The organism is Cellulosimicrobium funkei (assembly GCF_001019615.1).
Classification (GTDB): domain Bacteria; phylum Actinomycetota; class Actinomycetes; order Actinomycetales; family Cellulomonadaceae; genus Cellulosimicrobium; species Cellulosimicrobium cellulans_E.
In genome coordinates, this window is the sequence record NZ_JNBQ01000020.1 from 45,273 (window position 1) to 61,380 (window position 16,108).

17 protein-coding genes are annotated in these 16,108 nt (G+C 75.0%); 4 read left to right on the forward strand and 13 right to left on the reverse strand.

Annotation, left to right across the window (positions count from 1 at the left end; translation table 11 throughout):
* Positions 1 to 9: 9 nt before the first annotated feature.
* Genes FB00_RS13885 through sigE form a run of 3 tightly spaced genes read right to left on the reverse strand, consistent with a single transcriptional unit; the run spans position 10 to position 3,043 of the window.
* Positions 10 to 1,464 (reverse strand): S1C family serine protease, encoded by a 1,455-nt coding sequence (locus FB00_RS13885; RefSeq protein ID WP_047233514.1) that lies wholly within the window; start codon positions 1,462 to 1,464, stop codon positions 10 to 12.
* The gene (locus tag FB00_RS13890; RefSeq protein WP_047233515.1) at positions 1,461 to 2,420 is read right to left on the reverse strand and encodes a zf-HC2 domain-containing protein; all 960 of its coding nucleotides are present in this window, start codon (positions 2,418 to 2,420) and stop codon (positions 1,461 to 1,463) included. The genes FB00_RS13885 and FB00_RS13890 overlap by 4 nt, the downstream gene beginning before the upstream one ends.
* Positions 2,417 to 3,043, reverse strand: a complete 627-nt coding sequence (gene sigE / locus FB00_RS13895) for an RNA polymerase sigma factor SigE (RefSeq protein ID WP_047233516.1) — start codon at positions 3,041 to 3,043, stop codon at positions 2,417 to 2,419. The genes FB00_RS13890 and sigE overlap by 4 nt, the downstream gene beginning before the upstream one ends.
* Positions 3,044 to 3,292: 249 nt before the next feature.
* Here sigE and FB00_RS13900 point away from each other — a divergent pair, with 249 nt between their 5' ends.
* Positions 3,293 to 3,898, forward strand: coding sequence for an O-methyltransferase (locus tag FB00_RS13900; RefSeq protein WP_269430019.1), 606 nt, complete (start codon positions 3,293 to 3,295; stop codon positions 3,896 to 3,898).
* Positions 3,899 to 3,927: 29 nt separating this feature from the next.
* Here the strand turns inward: FB00_RS13900 and FB00_RS13905 are convergent, their stop codons facing one another.
* The 6 genes from FB00_RS13905 to dapE form a co-directional block, all read right to left on the reverse strand.
* Entirely contained in the window at positions 3,928 to 5,496 is a 1,569-nt protein-coding gene (locus FB00_RS13905; protein ID WP_231581856.1) for a leucyl aminopeptidase family protein, read from the reverse strand.
* A gap of 60 nt (positions 5,497 to 5,556) precedes the next feature.
* Entirely contained in the window at positions 5,557 to 5,724 is a 168-nt protein-coding gene (locus FB00_RS21730; RefSeq protein ID WP_064506638.1) for a DUF3117 domain-containing protein, read from the reverse strand.
* Positions 5,725 to 5,844: 120 nt separating this feature from the next.
* Entirely contained in the window at positions 5,845 to 7,062 is a 1,218-nt protein-coding gene (locus tag FB00_RS13910) for a hypothetical protein (RefSeq protein ID WP_052877682.1), read from the reverse strand.
* Positions 7,059 to 8,045 (reverse strand): dihydropteroate synthase, encoded by a 987-nt coding sequence (gene folP, locus FB00_RS13915; RefSeq protein ID WP_082141315.1) that lies wholly within the window; start codon positions 8,043 to 8,045, stop codon positions 7,059 to 7,061. Before folP ends, FB00_RS13910 begins: the two co-directional genes overlap by 4 nt.
* A 13-nt stretch (positions 8,046 to 8,058) precedes the next feature.
* Positions 8,059 to 8,895 carry a TIGR00730 family Rossman fold protein gene (locus tag FB00_RS13920; RefSeq protein WP_047233518.1) on the reverse strand — a complete coding sequence of 279 codons (837 nt, stop codon included), beginning with the start codon at positions 8,893 to 8,895 and terminating at the stop codon, positions 8,059 to 8,061.
* 10 nt (positions 8,896 to 8,905) lie between these two features.
* Entirely contained in the window at positions 8,906 to 10,033 is a 1,128-nt protein-coding gene (gene dapE, locus FB00_RS13925) for a succinyl-diaminopimelate desuccinylase (protein WP_047233519.1), read from the reverse strand.
* A 36-nt stretch (positions 10,034 to 10,069) separates the two neighbouring features.
* Between dapE and dapD the strand changes: the two genes are divergently transcribed.
* Positions 10,070 to 11,062 (forward strand): 2,3,4,5-tetrahydropyridine-2,6-dicarboxylate N-succinyltransferase, encoded by a 993-nt coding sequence (gene dapD / locus FB00_RS13930; RefSeq protein ID WP_047233520.1) that lies wholly within the window; start codon positions 10,070 to 10,072, stop codon positions 11,060 to 11,062.
* Positions 11,063 to 11,093: 31 nt separating this feature from the next.
* Positions 11,094 to 12,071, forward strand: a complete 978-nt coding sequence (locus FB00_RS13935) for a hypothetical protein (protein WP_047233521.1) — start codon at positions 11,094 to 11,096, stop codon at positions 12,069 to 12,071.
* A gap of 78 nt (positions 12,072 to 12,149) precedes the next feature.
* On the opposite strand, the gene FB00_RS13940 is transcribed toward FB00_RS13935, so the two are convergent.
* From FB00_RS13940 to fdxA, 3 genes are all read right to left on the reverse strand, one after another.
* Positions 12,150 to 13,448: a citrate synthase gene (locus FB00_RS13940; protein WP_047233522.1), complete on the reverse strand. Its 1,299-nt coding sequence runs from the start codon at positions 13,446 to 13,448 to the stop codon at positions 12,150 to 12,152.
* 126 nt (positions 13,449 to 13,574) lie between these two features.
* Positions 13,575 to 14,705: a succinyldiaminopimelate transaminase gene (gene dapC / locus FB00_RS13945; protein ID WP_047233523.1), complete on the reverse strand. Its 1,131-nt coding sequence runs from the start codon at positions 14,703 to 14,705 to the stop codon at positions 13,575 to 13,577.
* A 19-nt stretch (positions 14,706 to 14,724) separates the two neighbouring features.
* The gene (gene fdxA / locus FB00_RS13950) at positions 14,725 to 15,042 is read right to left on the reverse strand and encodes a ferredoxin (protein WP_024841122.1); all 318 of its coding nucleotides are present in this window, start codon (positions 15,040 to 15,042) and stop codon (positions 14,725 to 14,727) included.
* Between the two features lie 155 nt (positions 15,043 to 15,197).
* Here fdxA and FB00_RS13955 point away from each other — a divergent pair, with 155 nt between their 5' ends.
* Entirely contained in the window at positions 15,198 to 15,491 is a 294-nt protein-coding gene (locus tag FB00_RS13955) for a hypothetical protein (RefSeq protein ID WP_047233524.1), read from the forward strand.
* A gap of 20 nt (positions 15,492 to 15,511) precedes the next feature.
* On the opposite strand, the gene FB00_RS13960 is transcribed toward FB00_RS13955, so the two are convergent.
* A partial coding sequence (locus FB00_RS13960) for a prephenate dehydrogenase dimerization domain-containing protein (RefSeq protein ID WP_047233525.1) occupies positions 15,512 to 16,108 on the reverse strand: 597 nt, incomplete at its 5' end.

Here is a 16,108-nt window from a genome sequence, read left to right on the forward strand (position 1 = left end):
GCCGACAGACTACTCGCTCGTGGCCTCGTCGAGGACGACGCGGACGTCGCGCTCCCGGTCGCCCGTGCGGACCCGCAGGGTCACGGCGTCCCCCGGAGCCTTCGCCCGGATGGCGACGATGAGCTCGTCCGACTCCGTGACGGGCCGGTCGTCGATGGAGAGGATCACGTCCCCGGGCCGGATCCCCGCGGCGTCGGCCGGTCCGTCGGGCGTCACCGCGGGGTTGCCGGCCTGGGCCTGCGTCGAGACCTGCACGCCCTCGCCCTGGTACCCCTGGTCGAGCAGCACGCCGATCACCGGGTACGTCGCGACGCCGTCGGCGATGAGCTGCTCCGCGGTCCGGCGCGCCTGGTTGGACGGGATGGCGAAGCCGAGCCCGATGCTCCCGGTCGCCGACTGGCTGCCCGGGGGCTGCGCGATGGCGGAGTTGATGCCCACGACCTCGCCGCGCCCGTTGACGAGCGGGCCTCCGGAGTTGCCGGGGTTGATCGCCGCGTCGGTCTGGATCGCGTTGATGAACGCGGTCTCGGCCGCGGCTCCGGCCTGGACCGGCCGGTTGAGCGCGCTGATGATGCCCGTGGTGACGGTCCCGTTCAGGCCCAGCGGGGCGCCGACGGCGACCACGGGATCCCCGACGACGACGTCGTCGGAGTCGCCGAGCGCGAGCGGCGTGAGCCCCGTGTCCTCGACCTTGACCACCGCGAGGTCGTAGTCGACGGTCCGCCCGACCAGCTCGGCCGGGCTCTCGTGCCCGTCGGAGAACAGCACGACGACGTCCCCGCCGTCGGCGGCCGACGCGACCACGTGGTTGTTCGTGAGGATGTACCCGTCCTCGCGGAGGACGAAGCCGGACCCCGTGGCGACGCCGTCGGTCCCGCGGACCTGGAGCGAGACGACGCTCGGCAGCACCGTGGCGGCGATGTCCGCCACCGAGCCCGCAGGGCGGTCGGCCCCCGGCTCGACGCTGGCGGGCGGAAGGGCCGACGTGTAGGCGCCGGGCGAGTCCTGCCCGAGGAGCCGGTCGGCCGCGACCCCGCCCAGCGCGCCCGCCACGAGGGCGAGCACGGCGACGCCCGCCACCACGGCGGGACGCAGCCCGCGCCCGGGCGGCGGGCCGGCAGCGCCCCGCGGGACCCCGACGAGCGTGGGGTCGACCGACCCGCCGGGTCGCGTCGGCGCCGACACCGGCTCGGGCTCGCCGAACGAGCGCAGGGTCTGCCACGGGTCTGCAGGCCCCGCCGCGCCAGTCGGCCCCGCGACGGGGACCGGCGGCTGCGGGGCCGCGCTCGAGGGCGGGACGGTCGCGCCCGGCGGGGGCGGGACCGGGCCGGGCCCGACCGGCGCCGACGGCGGGACGGGCGGCACGCTGCGGTACGCCGACGGCGGTGCGAACGGGTTCCGTGCGGCGTCGGGCGCCCCGGCATGCTCCGGGCCGGACTGAGGGCCGGTCTGGGGGTCGGTCATGAGGTGCCGAGCGCTCCTGTCATGGTCGTCCAGCCCCGGGAGATGCGCGCCGGGACCCCGGCATCGTAGTCACGCGCCGGGAAGGCCGCCACGAGGGCGGCGAGCGTCTCCCGCTCGGTGTCGGCGACGACGTCGATCACGGTGTCGCCGGACTGCCAGACCACGTGCCACGGTTCCTCGGACAGCACGTGCACCCGGCGGTCGCCGACGTCCCACGTCTCCGCGCCCGCGAGCGCGGCGGTGTCCAGGAGACCCGACTGCTCGCGCACCACGGCCTCGCCGCCCGGCGCCTCGAGGTCGATCTCGACGGTGCCGCGGGCCGCGTCGTCCCGGACGTCGACGACGCTGAAGCCCTCCGGGAGCGCCGTGGGGCAGGTCCAGCCCTTGTCGTCGAGCGCCGCGAGCGCCGCGGTGCCGTCGAGAGCGGCTCCCTCGCCCTCGGCCTGGTCCGCCGTGCGCACCCCTCCCACGACGAGCGCCCCGGTGGCTCGGGGCGCTGCCTGTGCCAGCACGCTGAGCGGGTCGCTGCGGTGGAGCTCCGGGGTGACGAGCGGGCTCTCCCCCAGCGCGAAGAGGCCGACCGCCGCGACGCCGACCCCCCCGACGACGAGACCGACGACCCGGCGACGCACCGCTCCCCGGCGCACCTCCCCGCTCCACGCACCGCGCGGAAGCGGGACCGGCTGCGTCCAGGGGTCGCCCGTCACGGGCGCCGAGCGGAGCGGGTCGCCGTCGGTCGAGGGGATCTGGGCCGACAGGGCGAGCAGGCGCGCCGCGAGGTCGGGTGCGGGCTCGACCGGGCCGGCGCTGCTCAGGGCCCGCCGGGCGGCGCGCGCCGCAGACAGCTCGGCGGCGCACCGCGGGCAGCACGCCACGTGCTCGAGCGCACGCTCCGCCTCGGCGGGCGTGAGCTGCCCGTCGACGAGAGCGGAGAGGCGGGAGCCGAGGTGCGTCACGCCACCCCCCGGGCGGCCACGGGTGTCGGGACGTCGTCCGACGCCGGGCGGTCCGCGGGGTCGCGGTGCGGCAGCGCGGCGCGGAGCTGGGACCGCGCGCGGTGGATGCGGGAGCGGACCGTGCCGAGCTTGATCCCCAGCGTCACGGCGATCTCCTCGTAGGACAGGCCCTCGATGTCGCACAGCACGACCGCGGCCCGGTACTCGGGCGAGAGCGCGTCGAGCGCGCGCTGGACGTCGTGGTCGAGGTTGGCGTGCTCGAAGCCGCGCTCCGGCTGGGCCTCGGAACGGGCCGGGTACTGCCCGTCGTCGTCGCCCATGGCCTCCATGCGGATGCGCTGCTTGCGCCGGACCTGGTCGAGGAAGAGGTTCGTCGTGATGCGGTGCAGCCAGCCCTCGAACGTGCCGGGGGTATAGCTGGACAGCGAGCGGAACACCCGGACGAACGTCTCCTGCGTGAGGTCCTCGGCGTCGTGCCGGTTCCCGGTCAGGCGGTACGCGAGCCGGTACACGCGCGCCGAGTGCTCGCGGACGATCTCGTCCCACGACGGCGGCACCCACGCGCTCCCGTCCTGCGTCACGTGCGTGCTGGTTCCCGGTCGTGCGTCGTCCACGTCGTCCATCGTCCCAGAAGAACGCCCGGCACCGTCCCGGTGTTCCCCCTCTCGCGCGGGACGTGCGCGCGACGTCCACGGCCCGTGCACACACGCGCGGCGCGGGAGCGGGCCGCCGTGGGAGGGGCCGGGTACGATCCGAGACAGCGCACCGCCAGGGGAACCCTCCCCGGGGCGCAGGCGCGGACGACGGACCACCAGGAGGCACCGATCACCAGCGACGTCGGCACCCACCGCAGCGCGAAGGCGGCGAGCTGGGTGTACAGCGAGGAGTTCGTCCCCGAGGACGAGGTCCTCCTGCGTGCGCGCGACCGAGCCGCCGAGCTCGGCTGCCCGACGGTGCTCCCCGGCGTGGGGGCGGTGCTCCAGGTGCTCGCGGCGTCGCTGGCCGCCCGCGCGGTGGTCGAGATCGGCACCGGCACGGGCGTGGCGTCGCTCTGGCTCCTGCGCGGCATGCCGGCCGACGGCGTGCTGACGACGATCGACGTCGAGGTCGAGCACCAGCGCGCGGCCAAGGAGGCCTTCGCGGAGGAGGGCGTGCCCTCGGCGCGGACCCGCACCATCCCGGGTCGCGCGAGCGAGGTCCTCCCCCGGCTCACCGACGGCGCCTACGACCTCGTCCTCGTGGGCGCGGACAAGCACAGCTATCCCGAGTACGTCGAGCAGGGCCTGCGCCTGCTGCGCCCGGGCGGCGTGCTCGCGGTCGACGGCGCGCTCTCGCACGACCGGGTCGCCGACCCGGCGCGGCGCGACGAGGTGACGACGATCGTCCGCGAGGTCGGCCGGTCGCTGCGGTCGGACGAGCGCGTCCTGCCCGCGCTGCTCCCGAGCGGCGACGGCCTGCTGCTCGCCGTGCGCCGCTGAGACGTCCCGGCGGGCGAGGGACTCGACGGTCAGAGCCGGTCGAGCGCCTCGAGGAGGAGCCTGGCACCGTATCCCGTGGCCCCGGCGACGACCTCGTGCCGGTCGGCGGTCGCCCGTGCGGGTCCGGCGATGTCGAGGTGCGCCCAGGGCACGTCCCCGACGAACTCGCGCAGGAACAGCGCGGCCGTGATCGACCCGCCGCCCGGGCTCTCGACGGGCACGTGCCGCAGGTCGGCGACGTCGGAGCGCAGCGCGTCCGCGTAGTCCTCGACGAGCGGCATGCGCCACACCCGCTCGCCGGTGGAGAGCGCGGCGTCCTCCAGGGCGTCGGCGACGGCGTCGTCCGTCGCGAACAGCGCGCCGTGCCCGCGGCCCAGGCCGAGGCTCGCCGCGCCGGTGAGGGTCGCGACGTCGACGAGCACGTCGGGCGCGAGCTCGGCCACGGCGTACGCGACGGCGTCGGCGAGGACGAGACGGCCCTCCGCGTCGGTGTTCGCCACCTCGACCGTCCGGCCCGACCAGGTGCGCAGCACGTCCCCCGGGCGGTACGAGGCGGCGCCCACGTGGTTCTCGGCCAGCGGGAGCACCGCGGTGACCCGGCGGTCGGAGCGGGCGCGGGCAGCACCGAGCACGACCGCGAGCGCGACGGCCGCGCCCGCCATGTCGGTCTTCATCGGCACCATCGCCTCGCGCGGCTTGATGGAGAGTCCGCCGGTGTCGTACGTGATGCCCTTGCCGACGACGACCACGTGCCGGACGTCGGCACCGGCACCCGCAGGGAGGACCCCGTGGTCCGCCGGGTCGTAGGTGACGGTCACGAGGCGCGGTGGTCGTGCCGAGCCCGCACCTACGGCCAGGATCGCCCCGAAGCCCTCCGTGCCGAGCTCGGCGGGGCCGCGGACGGCCGTGTCCAGCCCGATCGCGTCGGCCAGCTCGACCGCGCGGTCGGCGAACCACGCCGGGTCCTTGACGTCGGACGGGACGTTGGCGAGGTCGCGGACCAGCCAGGTCGCCGCCGCAGCGCGGTGCGCGGCCTCGATCGGCGCCGTGACGTCGGGCCGGTCCTCGGGCGCGAGCAGGACGAGCTGCTCCGCGGCCGCCTCGGTCGCGGACGGTGAAGCCCCGCTCTGCCGGGGCTGGTCGTACGCGGCGAGCAGGTAGCCCTCGACGAACGCGCGGACCGCGTCGGGACCCGCGTCGGCGGTGGCGGCGCTGACGACGCGCTCCAGGCCGCGCGCCGCACGAGCGAGGGCCGCACCGGCGCGCCGCAGGTCCGACGCCGTCCCGCCGCCGACCCCGAGCAGCAGGATCCGCGGGGGCAGGCCCGCCCAGGGGAGCCGCGCCCCCGACCCCGCGTGCGCGCGCGGCAGGTCGACGCGCACGACCTCGCCGGACGCACCACGGAAGCTCCGCCCGCCCGCACGCTCGGCGAGCTCCGCGAGGTCGACGCCGTACCGCACCGTCGCGTCGACGGTGCCGGCACGAGGCTGCAAGCCGTCCTCGGCCTCGCGCGGAGGCGCGACGGCCACGACGACCGCGTCGACCTGCGCGTCGTCGAGGAGTGCCGCATCGCTCAGAGCGCCCCGGGCACCGACCACCTCGGGCAGCGTGCGCGGCAGCCCGGGGAGACCGGAGGCCCGGCGCTCACGTGCGGGCAATCAGCCCACCACGGCCTGGAGCGCCTCACCCAGCTCGCTGGCCTCGGTCGCGTTGAGCTCGACCACCAGGCGTCCGCCACCCTCGAGCGGGACCCGCATGACGATGCCTCGCCCTTCCTTGGTGACCTCCAGCGGCCCGTCACCCGTCCGCGGCTTCATCGCAGCCATCGATGGCACTCCATTTCCGTTGTCCCGAGTCCACCCCGCACGCGCGAGGAGGGGCGTCCGACCTCGGACGACGCCCGGGGACAGTCTAGTTCACCCGTACCGACATCCCGGGCGTCCGGGTCACGGCGGCCAGCCGGACGGCGGGACGAGCCGCCAGAGCGACCACACCCACCACACCTGACCCGCGACGCCGGCGACGGTCACGGCGGCCAGCCACAGACGAGACCGCGTCCATCCGACGGTCATCGCCGCGAGCGGGAAGGCGAGCAGCAGGAACCGCACGAGCGACGTGCCGGGCTGGATCGCCGCGACCAGGTAGGCGAGGTACGCGCCGGACCACGCGTGCATCTCCGGTCCGAGCCGCGCCGCGCCGGGGTTGAGCACGAGGGCGGCCGTCGCGAGCAGCACGAGCACGAGGACCCACGGGCCGGCGTCGCCCATCAGCCAGCGCGACACGTCGACCCACGGGACGACCGGCACGACCTCCGCTCCGCCGCGCCACGCCTCCTGCGTGCGGAAGTACCCCTGGTGCACGCCCGTGACGACGCTGCACGCCCACGGCCACACGAACCCGCTCGCCAGGGCGACGGCGAGGAGACCGCTCACCCGCGCGGCGTCGGGCCCGCGCAGGTCGCCGCGCCGCCAGCGCACGATCCCGTGCCACAGGACGACCGCCGCCATCGGCAGCGCGACGGCGCGGGAGAAGCCGAGGAGGACGACGACGAGCGTGGCCCACCCGTAGCGGCGCCGCGCCAGCAGCAGGAGCGCCGACGCCACGAGGAGGAGCGCGAGGGACTCCGTGTACGCGACCTGGAGGACGGGGCTGGACGGGAAGACGCTCACGAGCAGGACGGTCGCCAGCGGCAGGCCCGGCCTGCGCTCGACGGCCGCGGCGCCCGCCGTCGCGACCAGCCGGTGGATCACGAGGACGGCGCCGGCACCGCACACGAGCGCGACCGTGGGCGCGAGCACGTCCCACCCCAGACCGGTGACGGCGTCGAGGGCACGGACGAGCGCCGGGAAGAGCGGGAAGAAGGCCCAGACGTTCTGCTCGACGGCGCCGTCGGGACCCACGGGGAGCGTGTCGGGGTAGCCGGACGCGTAGATCTGCTCGTACCAGCTCGCGTCCCACATGCGCGCGACGTACGGCAGGTACGACGGCGCGGCGTCCGTCCAGGGGTTCGCCTCCTGGGACCTCGCGACGACGAGGAGGATCACCGCGCTCACCGCGCGCGCGAGGCCGTACACCGCGAGGACCTGCACCCACCACGGCCACGAGGTCGGGCGGAGCAGCCGCGGACGCTCGCCCGGACCGGCCGCGACGCGCCGCGTGGTCACGCGAGGCCCCGCAAGGCGACCGCCGGAGGGATCTCGTCGCGCACCGCGGCGACGAGGTCCAGGACGCGCCGGGTCGCCGCGACGTCGTGCGCGCGGAAGACGCGCGCGCCGAGCCACGCGGCGAGGGCCGTCGCGGCGAGGGTGCCCTCCAGCCGCTCGTCGGCCGGGAGGTCGAGCGTCTCGCCCACGAAGTCCTTGCGGGACAGCGCCATGAGGAGCGGGAACCCGAGGCCTGCGAGGACCTCTGTCCGACGCAGGAGGTGCAGGGAGTGCCACGTGTTCTTGCCGAAGTCGTGCGTGGGGTCGACGAGGACCGACGCCCGCGGGACCCCGCACGCGACCGCCCGCTCGGCCGCCGTACGGAGGGTCGCCACCACGTCCTGGACGACGCCGTCGCGCGGGTCCGCGGCGCCGGGCCGGGCGGGGTACGCGACGCGGAACGGGTCGGTGCGAGGAGTCGCGCCCCCCGTGTGCGAGCACACCACCCCGACGCCGTGCTCGCCCGCGACCTCGACCAGGCGGGGGTCGTGGCCCGCCCACGTGTCGTTGATGAGGTCGGCGCCCGCGAGCGCCGCCTCGTGCGCCACCTCGGCCCGCCACGTGTCGACGCTCACGAGCAGGTCGGGGAACTCCGCACGGACCCGCGCCACGAAGGGCACGACGCGACGGACCTCCTCGTCGGGCGTCACCACGGGACCGACGCCTGCCCGCACTCCCCCCACGTCGAGGATCTCGGCGCCCTGGACGACAGCGCGCTCGACCGCCGCGAGCGCGTCCCGGTCGTCGAGCTGGCGCGCGCCCGCGTAGAACGAGTCGTCGGTGCGGTTGACGATCGCCATCACCGCGGGCCGCTCGAGGACCCGCCCGCGCAGCACGAGCGACGTGCCACGAGGTGGGACCCCGAGGGGAGGCAGCGGTTCGGGTGCGTCGTCGGAGTGCCCGCCCGACGGCTCCGCGGGCGCGTCGGGGGCGGGTGGGGTCATCGCGCCGCGGCCCTCAGCTCGCGTCGCCGGCCTGCGCCCGGGCGAGCTCCTCGGTGGCCTCGAGCTCCTCGGCGCGCAGCTCGGCGCCGCGGTCGCACACGTACTCGACGGCCTCGGCGGGGTCGTCGCACAGGTGGACGAGGTCGAGGTCGTGCGCGCTGATCATGCCGCGTCCGGCGACCGCCGTGCGGGCCCACTCGAGCAGCCCGCTCCAGTAGTCCGTGCCGACGAGCGCCACCGGGAACTCGGTGATCTTGTGCGTCTGGACGAGCGTGAGGGCCTCGAACAGCTCGTCGAACGTGCCGAACCCACCCGGGAGGACGACGAAGCCCTGCGCGTACTTGACGAACATCGTCTTGCGGGCGAAGAAGTAGCGGAAGTTCACGCCGAGGTTCACGTACCGGTTCATGCCCTGCTCGAACGGGAGCTCGATGCCCAGACCGATCGACAGCCCGCCCGCCTCGGACGCGCCCTTGTTGGCCGCCTCCATGATGCCCGGGCCCCCGCCCGTGATGACGGCGAAGCCCTCGTCGACGAGGCGACGGCCGACGTCCTCGGCGAGCGCGTAGTCCGGGTGGTCCGGCTTGGTCCGGGCCGACCCGAACACCGACACGGCCGGGCCGACCTCCGCCAGCGCGCCGAAGCCCTCGACGAACTCGCTCTGGATGCGCATCACGCGCCACGGGTCCGAGTGGACCCAGTCCGCGCTGCCCCCCGTGTCGAGGAGGCGCTGGTCCGTCGTCTGGCGGGGGATCTGGTCCCCGCGCAGCAGCACCGGCCCCTTGCGGTACCCCGTCCCCGCCTGGGGCAGGCCGTCGTCGGAACCCTGGTCACGCACCGTGTCGCTCATGGTCACGAGCCTAAGCCGCAGGGGTGGCCGTGAGCCACGCACGCAGCGCGTCGCGGCACAGCGCGAGCTCGCCGACCGGGCAGCGCTCGTCGTCCTTGTGCGCGAGCAGCGGGTCCCCCGGGCCGAAGTTCACCGCGGGGACGCCCAGCTCGGCGAAGCGCGCGACGTCGGTCCAGCCGTACTTCGGCGCCGGCGCGCCGCCCGTGACGCCCAGCACCGCGGCGGCGAAGTCCGCGGCGAGCGGGTCGTCGAGCCCTGGTCGCGCGCCCGCTGCGACGTCGGTGAGGACGACCTCGAAGCCGGCGAAGAGCTCGCGCACGTGCTGCTCCGCCTCGACGACCGTGCGCGAGGGCGCGAACCGGAAGTTCACCGTGACGACGCACTCGTCCGGCACGACGTTGCCCGCGATCCCCCCGGCGATGCCGACCGCGTTCATGCCCTCGCGGTAGACCAGACCGTCGACCTCGATCTGCTGCGGGACGTACGCGGCCAGGCGGTCGAGCACCTCGTGCGCCGCGTGGATCGCGTTGGCGCCCGTCCAGGAGCGCGCGGAGTGCGCCGCGACCCCGGGGACGCGCACGTCGACCCGCAGCGTGCCGTTGCACCCGCCCTCGAGACCGGCGGACGTCGGCTCGCCGAGGACCGCGAAGTCGGCCGCGAGCAGGTCGGGACGGTTGCGCGCGAGGCGCCCGAGCCCGTTGAGGTCGGACGCGACCTCCTCGTTGTCGTAGAACACCCACGTCACGTCCTGCGCCGGGGCGTCGAGCTCGGCCGCGAGCGCGAGCGCGACCGCGACGCCGCCCTTCATGTCGACCGTCCCACGGCCCCAGACCTCGGCGTGCGCACCCTCCCCCACGACTCGCGTGGGCAGGTTCGGCGGGTCCGTGAGGGGCACCGTGTCCAGGTGGCCCGCGACCACGACGCGCCGCTCCCGGCCGAGCGACGTGCGCGCGACCACCGTGTCGCCGTCGCGCACCACCTCCAGGTGCCGGTACGCACGCAGCGCCGTCTCGACCGCGTCCGCGAGCGTCCGCTCGTCGCCGCTCACCGACGGCGTGTCGCACACGGCGCGGAAGAGCGCGACGAGGTCGCCGCGGAGGTCGAGCACGGGCAGGGCTGCAGCGGTGGGAGAGGTCACGCCAGCACCCTACCGGCGGCGGATAGGGTGGGGCGCATGACTTCTGCGACCCCCGCGACCGCCCCCTCGGCGGCCGCGTCCGAGCCGCGTACGGCGTGGGGCTACGGCCTGGCGACCGTCACCGACGACGGCACGACCCTCGACGTCTGGTACCCGGCCCCGGCGCTCGGCGCCGCGCCGGCGGACACGACCGTGCCCGCCTCGCTCGACGCGCTCGCCGAGCGCGACGAGCTGCGGGGCGTGGACGTCGTCGTGGTCCGGACCGAGATCGACCTCGACGCCGCCCCCGCCGACACCGCCGACGCGTACCTGCGCCTCCACCTGCTCTCCCACCGCCTCGTCGCCCCGCACGGACAGAACCTCGACGGGCTCTTCGGCGTGCTGACGAACGTCGTCTGGACCAACCACGGCGCGTGCGCGGTCGACGGCTTCGAGGAGACGCGACTGCGCCTGCGCGCGACCGGGCAGACCGTGACGGTGTACGGCGTGGACAAGTTCCCGCGCATGGTCGACTACGTCGTCCCCTCGGGCGTCCGCGTCGCCGACGCCGACCGGGTCCGGCTCGGGGCCCACCTCGCTCCCGGCACGACCGTCATGCACGAGGGCTTCGTCAACTTCAACGCCGGGACGCTCGGCACGTCGATGGTCGAGGGCCGCATCTCGGCCGGCGTCGTCGTCGGCGACGGCTCGGACGTCGGCGGCGGCGCTTCGATCATGGGCACCCTCTCCGGGGGCGGCCGCGAGGTCATCTCCGTCGGGCAGCGCTCGCTCCTCGGCGCCAACGCGGGCCTGGGCATCCCCCTGGGCGACGACTGCGTCGTCGAGTCCGGCCTGTACGTCACCGCCGGGACCAAGGTGACCGTCGTCGGTCAGACGGACGCCGCGGGCGGGCCCCTCGTCGTCAAGGCGCGCGAGCTCTCCGGCCGCTCCGGCATCCTGTTCCGGCGCAACTCGCTCACCGGCGGCGTCGAGGCCGTGTCCCGCACCGGCGCCGGCGTCGAGCTCAACGCCGCGCTGCACGCGAACTGACCCACCACCGACGAGCCCGACGGCGTCCCGCATGACCACGACCCGAGCCTCCCGTCCCCGGGACCTGCCGGACGTCGGCCGTGCGCGCTCCCGGCGCCGCCCGCTCCGCACCGTCGCCACCCTCCTCACGGTGGCCGCGGTCGGGGTGGGCGGCGTCGTCGTCGCGCTCAACCGGCTCGACGACGAGACGCCCGTCGCGGAGCGGTGCGCCGCGACCGCGGACGGCCGCACGTGGTACCTGTCCGTCACGCAGGCGGACAACGCGGCGCTCGTCGCGGGCACCGCCGTGCGCCGCGGGCTCCCGGCCCGCGCCGCGACGATCGGGCTCGCCACCGCGCTCCAGGAGTCCCGGCTCGTCAACATCGACTACGGCGACCGCGACTCCGTCGGCCTGTTCCAGCAGCGTCCGTCCCAGGGCTGGGGCAGCGTCGAGCAGATCATGGACCCCGTGTACTCCGCCAACGCGTTTTACGACGTGCTCGAGACCGTCGAGGGGTACGAGGGCATGGAGGTCACCGTCGCGGCGCAGACCGTCCAGCGCTCCGCGTTCCCCGACGCGTACGCGCAGCACGAGCCCCGGTCGCGCGCCTGGGCCTCCGCGCTCACGGGTTGGTCGCCCGCCTCGCTGACGTGCGACCTCGCCCCCGTGGCCGCCACCGAGGTCCCCGCCGACGGCGACCCCGCGCAGCCGTTCCGAGACCGCCTGGCCCGCGACCTCGGCGACGGGGCCCAGGTGTCCCCGTCCGACGGCGGAGACGGGGGCACCGTGCAGGTCGACGCCTCGGGCCTGCCCGCCGCGGGCGAGGACGGCGGTCCGGACCGCGCCGCGTGGGCCGTCGCCCAGTGGGCCGTCGCCACCGCGAACGCGACGAACGTCGTCACCGTCGAGGTCGGTGACCGCCGCTGGTCCCGCGAGGACTCGACGTGGAGCCCGATCGACCCCGACGAGCTCGCCCCGCTCGACGCGGGTCTCCTCCGCGTCCACGTCGCCGTCCCCGACGAGGCGTGACCAGCCGCTACCGGAGACGACGGACGCCGCGCCACTCACCCCGTGGGGTGAGCGACGCGGCGTCCGGAGGAACGGGTGTCAGCGGTCGGAGACCGGGACGTAGTCGCGCTCGGTCTCGCCGACGTAGACCTGGCGCGGGCGGCCGATCTTGGTCTGCGGGTCCTTCATCATCTCGCGCCACTGCGCGATCCAGCCGGGCATGCGGCCGAGCGCGAAGAGCGGCGTGAACATCGCGGGCGAGAAGCCCATGGCCTTGTAGATGAGGCCCGTGTAGAAGTCGACGTTCGGGTAGAGCTTGCGCTCGATGAAGTAGTCGTCGTTGAGCGCGATCTCCTCGAGGCCCATGGCGATGTCGAGGAGCTGGTCCTTCTTGCCGAGGGTCGAGAGCACGGCGTCGGCGGACTTCTTGACGATCGCCGCGCGCGGGTCGTAGTTCTTGTAGACCCGGTGGCCGAAGCCCATGAGGCGGACGCCGTCCTCCTTGTTCTTCACCTTCTTCATGAAGGTGTCGACGTCGTACTCTGCGCCGGCGATCTTGTCGAGCATCGTCAGCACGGACTCGTTGGCGCCACCGTGCAGCGGGCCGGAGAGCGCGTTGACGCCCGCCGCGACGGAGGCGTAGAGGTTGGCGTGCGACGAGCCGACGACGCGGACGGTCGACGTCGAGCAGTTCTGCTCGTGGTCGGCGTGCAGGATGAGCAGCTTGTCGAGCGCGTCGACGACGACCGGGTCGGCCTCGTACTGCTGGTACGGCGTCGCGAACGTCATGCGCAGGAAGTCGTCGACGTAGCCGCGCGAGTAGTCGGGGTACAGCAGCGGCTCGCCGACGCGGCGACGGTGCAGGTAGGACGTGATGGTGCGCGACTTCGCGAGGAGCAGGACCGTCGCGAGCTCGACCGTCTCGTCGTCGAACGGGTCGAGCGACTCGGGGTAGAACGTCGACAGCGCGTTGATCGCGGACGAGAGCACGGCCATCGGGTGGGCGCCCCGCGGGAACGTCCCCATGAAGGTGCGGAAGTCCTCGTGCACCAGCGTGTGGCGGTTGACGCGCTCGACGAAGGCCTCGAGCGTCGCGGTGTCGGGCAGCTCGCCGTGGATGAGGAGGTACGCGACCTCGAGGAAGCTCGACTGCTCCGCGAGCTGCTCGATGGGGTACCCGCGGTACCGCAGGATGCCGGCGTCACCGTCGATGTAGGTGATGCTCGACTCGCACGACGCCGTGTTCATGAAGCCCGGGTCGACGGTCACGAGACCGGTCGACTTGAGCAAGGAGGACACGACGATGCCGTCGTTGCCGTCGGTCGCCGCGACCACGGGCAGGTCCTGCGCCTGGTCGTCGACGAGGAGGCGGACCTTCGCCTGCTGAGTGGTGGTCATGGTTCCCTTCCTGCTGCTGCTCGCGCCGTTGCCGCGCGGTCGACCGTACCCCGCTTCACCCGCACGTGACCAATCCTGAACCGTCACGAGAACACCACACTTCTGTGAGGCAGGTCACGTCAGCGATCAGGCTCCGGAGAGTCGAGCCGCGGCCTCGTGGACGCGCTCGTCGGTCGCGGTGAGCGCGACCCTGACGTGCCCCGCGCCCGCCGGTCCGTAGAACGCCCCCGGCCCCACCAGTATGCCGAGGTCGGCCAGGTCGGACACGGTCCGCCAGCAGTCGCCGCCGTCGTCCCCCGCCGGTCGTGACCACAGGTAGAGGCCCGCCTCGGAGTGGTCGACCTGGAGCCCGGCGTCGCCGAGCGCCGCGACGAGCACCTCGCGCCGGCGCGCGTACACGGCGCGCTGCGCGGCGACGTGCGCGTCGTCGGAGAGCGCGGCGACCATCGCCGCCTGGACGGGCGCGGGCACGATCATGCCGAGGTGCTTGCGGGTCGCGAGCAGGTCGGCGACGAGGGCCGGGTCGCCGGCGACGAACGCGGCCCGGTAGCCGGCCATGCTCGACTGCTTCGAGAGCGAGTAGGTGACGAGGAGCCCGTCGTGCGACCCGCCGGAGACGGCCGGGTCGAGCAGGCTCGGCACGCCCTGGGACGCGTACGGCTCCGCCCACGCGAGCTCCGCGTAGCACTCGTCGCTCGCGACGACCGCGCCGATCTCCCGCGCCGCGGCGACGACCCGCGCGAGGTGGGCCGCGTCGAGCACGCGGCCGGTCGGGTTGCTCGGGGAGTTCACCCAGACGAGGCGCACGTCCGCCCGCCCCGCCCACTCGTCGACGTCGTCGGTCGCGAGCGGCGTCGCGCCGGCGAGGCGCGCGCCCACGTCGTACGTCGGGTAGGCGGTGCGCGGGTGCACGACGACGTCGCCTGGCCCGAGGCGCAGGAGCGACGGCAGCAGCCCGACGAGCTCCTTGCTGCCGACGGTCGGCAGGACGGCGTCGGGGTCAAGGGCCGGGACGCCGCGCCGGCGGGCGAACCAGCCGGAGACGGCCTCGCGCAGCGCCGGGGTCCCGTGCGTGGTCGGGTAGCCGTGCGCGTCGGACGCCGCGGCGAGCGCGTCGCGCACGACGGCGGGCGTCGGGTCGACGGGCGTCCCGATCGAGAGGTCGACGACGCCGCGCGGGTGCGCGCGGGCGCGCTCCGCGTACGGGGTCAGCGTGTCCCAGGGATAGGCGAGACCGGAGAGGTCGGCGAGTCCCACGTGCGGCGGTGCGGGGTGCTCAGGCCTGCGGCGGCAGGGCGGCGATCATCGGGTCGTCCTTCTCGATGAGACCCATCTTCGCGGCGCCGCCGGGCGAGCCGAGGTCGTCGAAGAACTCGACGTTGGCGCGGTAGTAGTCGCTCCACTCCGTCGGGACGTCGTCCTCGTAGTAGATGGCCTCGACCGGGCAGACCGGCTCGCACGCACCGCAGTCGACGCACTCGTCGGGGTGGATGTAGAGCGACCGCTTGCCCTCGTAGATGCAGTCGACAGGACACTCCTCGATGCACGCCTTGTCCTTGACGTCCACGCACGGCTGGGCGATCACGTAAGTCACGACCGAGTACCTTTCTGGATTCGTCCGGACCCCGACCCGGCGAGGGGCGAGGTCACGGCAGGGAGACGCAGGACTAGTATCGCTCAGGTCGGGCGGTGCCCGACCCTCCCTGACCAGCCCGTGGACGAACGTCACAGACCCGAGGAGCGCCTGCCGTGCCCGACGCGCCCTGGACCGCGTGGGCCCCGGGCACCCGGGTGGTCGTCCGCCGTCGCCTCACCGCGGACGAGGCGGCCGCCGCGGGGAAGCCCCTCACGGACGTCATCGGGGTCGTCGTGCGGACGACCGCCACCGAGCTCGTGCTGCGCGAGGACGCGGGCGGGAGCGCCGCCCCGCCGCACCGCGGCCACGGCGCGCACGACGCCGTCCCGCCCCTCGTCGTCGTCCCGCTCGACGCGATCGTGGCCGGCAAGCCCGTCCCGCCGCGCCCGCCACGTCGACCCGCCTGACCCGGCGGCCGGGAGGCGAGTCAGGCGACGACGACCGCGTCGTCCTCGACGGCCACGACGACGGCTCCGCGGGCCCCCGCCGCGGTGACCTCCGCGCGCCAGGCCCCCGCGTCGTCGAGGACGACGCGCAGCCGCTCTCCGGTCCCCGGCGCGTCGGCCGGGCCGCGCACCGGGTCGGGCCGGTCGAAGAACTCTCCGACGGGCGCGTTCGACTCGAGCGCCGCGACGAGCTGCTCGAGGTCGCGCACGACCACGCGCAGCGCCGACGCCACCCAGGCGGCGTTGTCGGTGACCATCGCCTCGGTGCGCCGCGGGTCGGTGCGCCCCACCCGCGTCGCGTCCCGGAAGCTGCCCGCCGCCAGCCCGCGCGCGACGTCGCGCACCGGGGCGTCCGCGACGACGCCGAGGAGCTCGGTGGCGAGCACGTGCGGGACGTGGCTGACGAGCGCCGTCGACTCGTCGTGGACATCGTCGGTGAGGACGTGCACCGTCCCGCCGAGCGGTCCGGTCACGAGCCGCAGCACCGTGACGAACGCCTCGCGGCGCGTCGTCCCGTCGACCGTGACGGCCCAGCGTGCGCCGTCGAGCATCGACGGGTCGGACGCGTCGAACCCCGA

Excerpts from the sequence above, each read along its gene's own strand:
- FB00_RS21730 (WP_064506638.1), bottom strand. The coding sequence starts at position 5,724 with ATGGCTGCGATGAAGCCGCGGACGGGTGACGGGCCGCTGGAGGTCACC.
- FB00_RS13940 (WP_047233522.1), bottom strand. The coding sequence starts at position 13,448 with ATGACCACCACTCAGCAGGCGAAGGTCCGCCTCCTCGTCGACGACCAG.
- folP (WP_082141315.1), bottom strand. The coding sequence starts at position 8,045 with ATGACCCCACCCGCCCCCGACGCGCCCGCGGAGCCGTCGGGCGGGCAC.
- FB00_RS13935 (WP_047233521.1), top strand. The coding sequence starts at position 11,094 with ATGACCACGACCCGAGCCTCCCGTCCCCGGGACCTGCCGGACGTCGGC.
- dapD (WP_047233520.1), top strand. The coding sequence starts at position 10,070 with ATGACTTCTGCGACCCCCGCGACCGCCCCCTCGGCGGCCGCGTCCGAG.
- FB00_RS13885 (WP_047233514.1), bottom strand. The coding sequence starts at position 1,464 with ATGACCGACCCCCAGACCGGCCCTCAGTCCGGCCCGGAGCATGCCGGG.
- FB00_RS13920 (WP_047233518.1), bottom strand. The coding sequence starts at position 8,895 with ATGAGCGACACGGTGCGTGACCAGGGTTCCGACGACGGCCTGCCCCAG.
- sigE (WP_047233516.1), bottom strand. The coding sequence starts at position 3,043 with ATGGACGACGTGGACGACGCACGACCGGGAACCAGCACGCACGTGACG.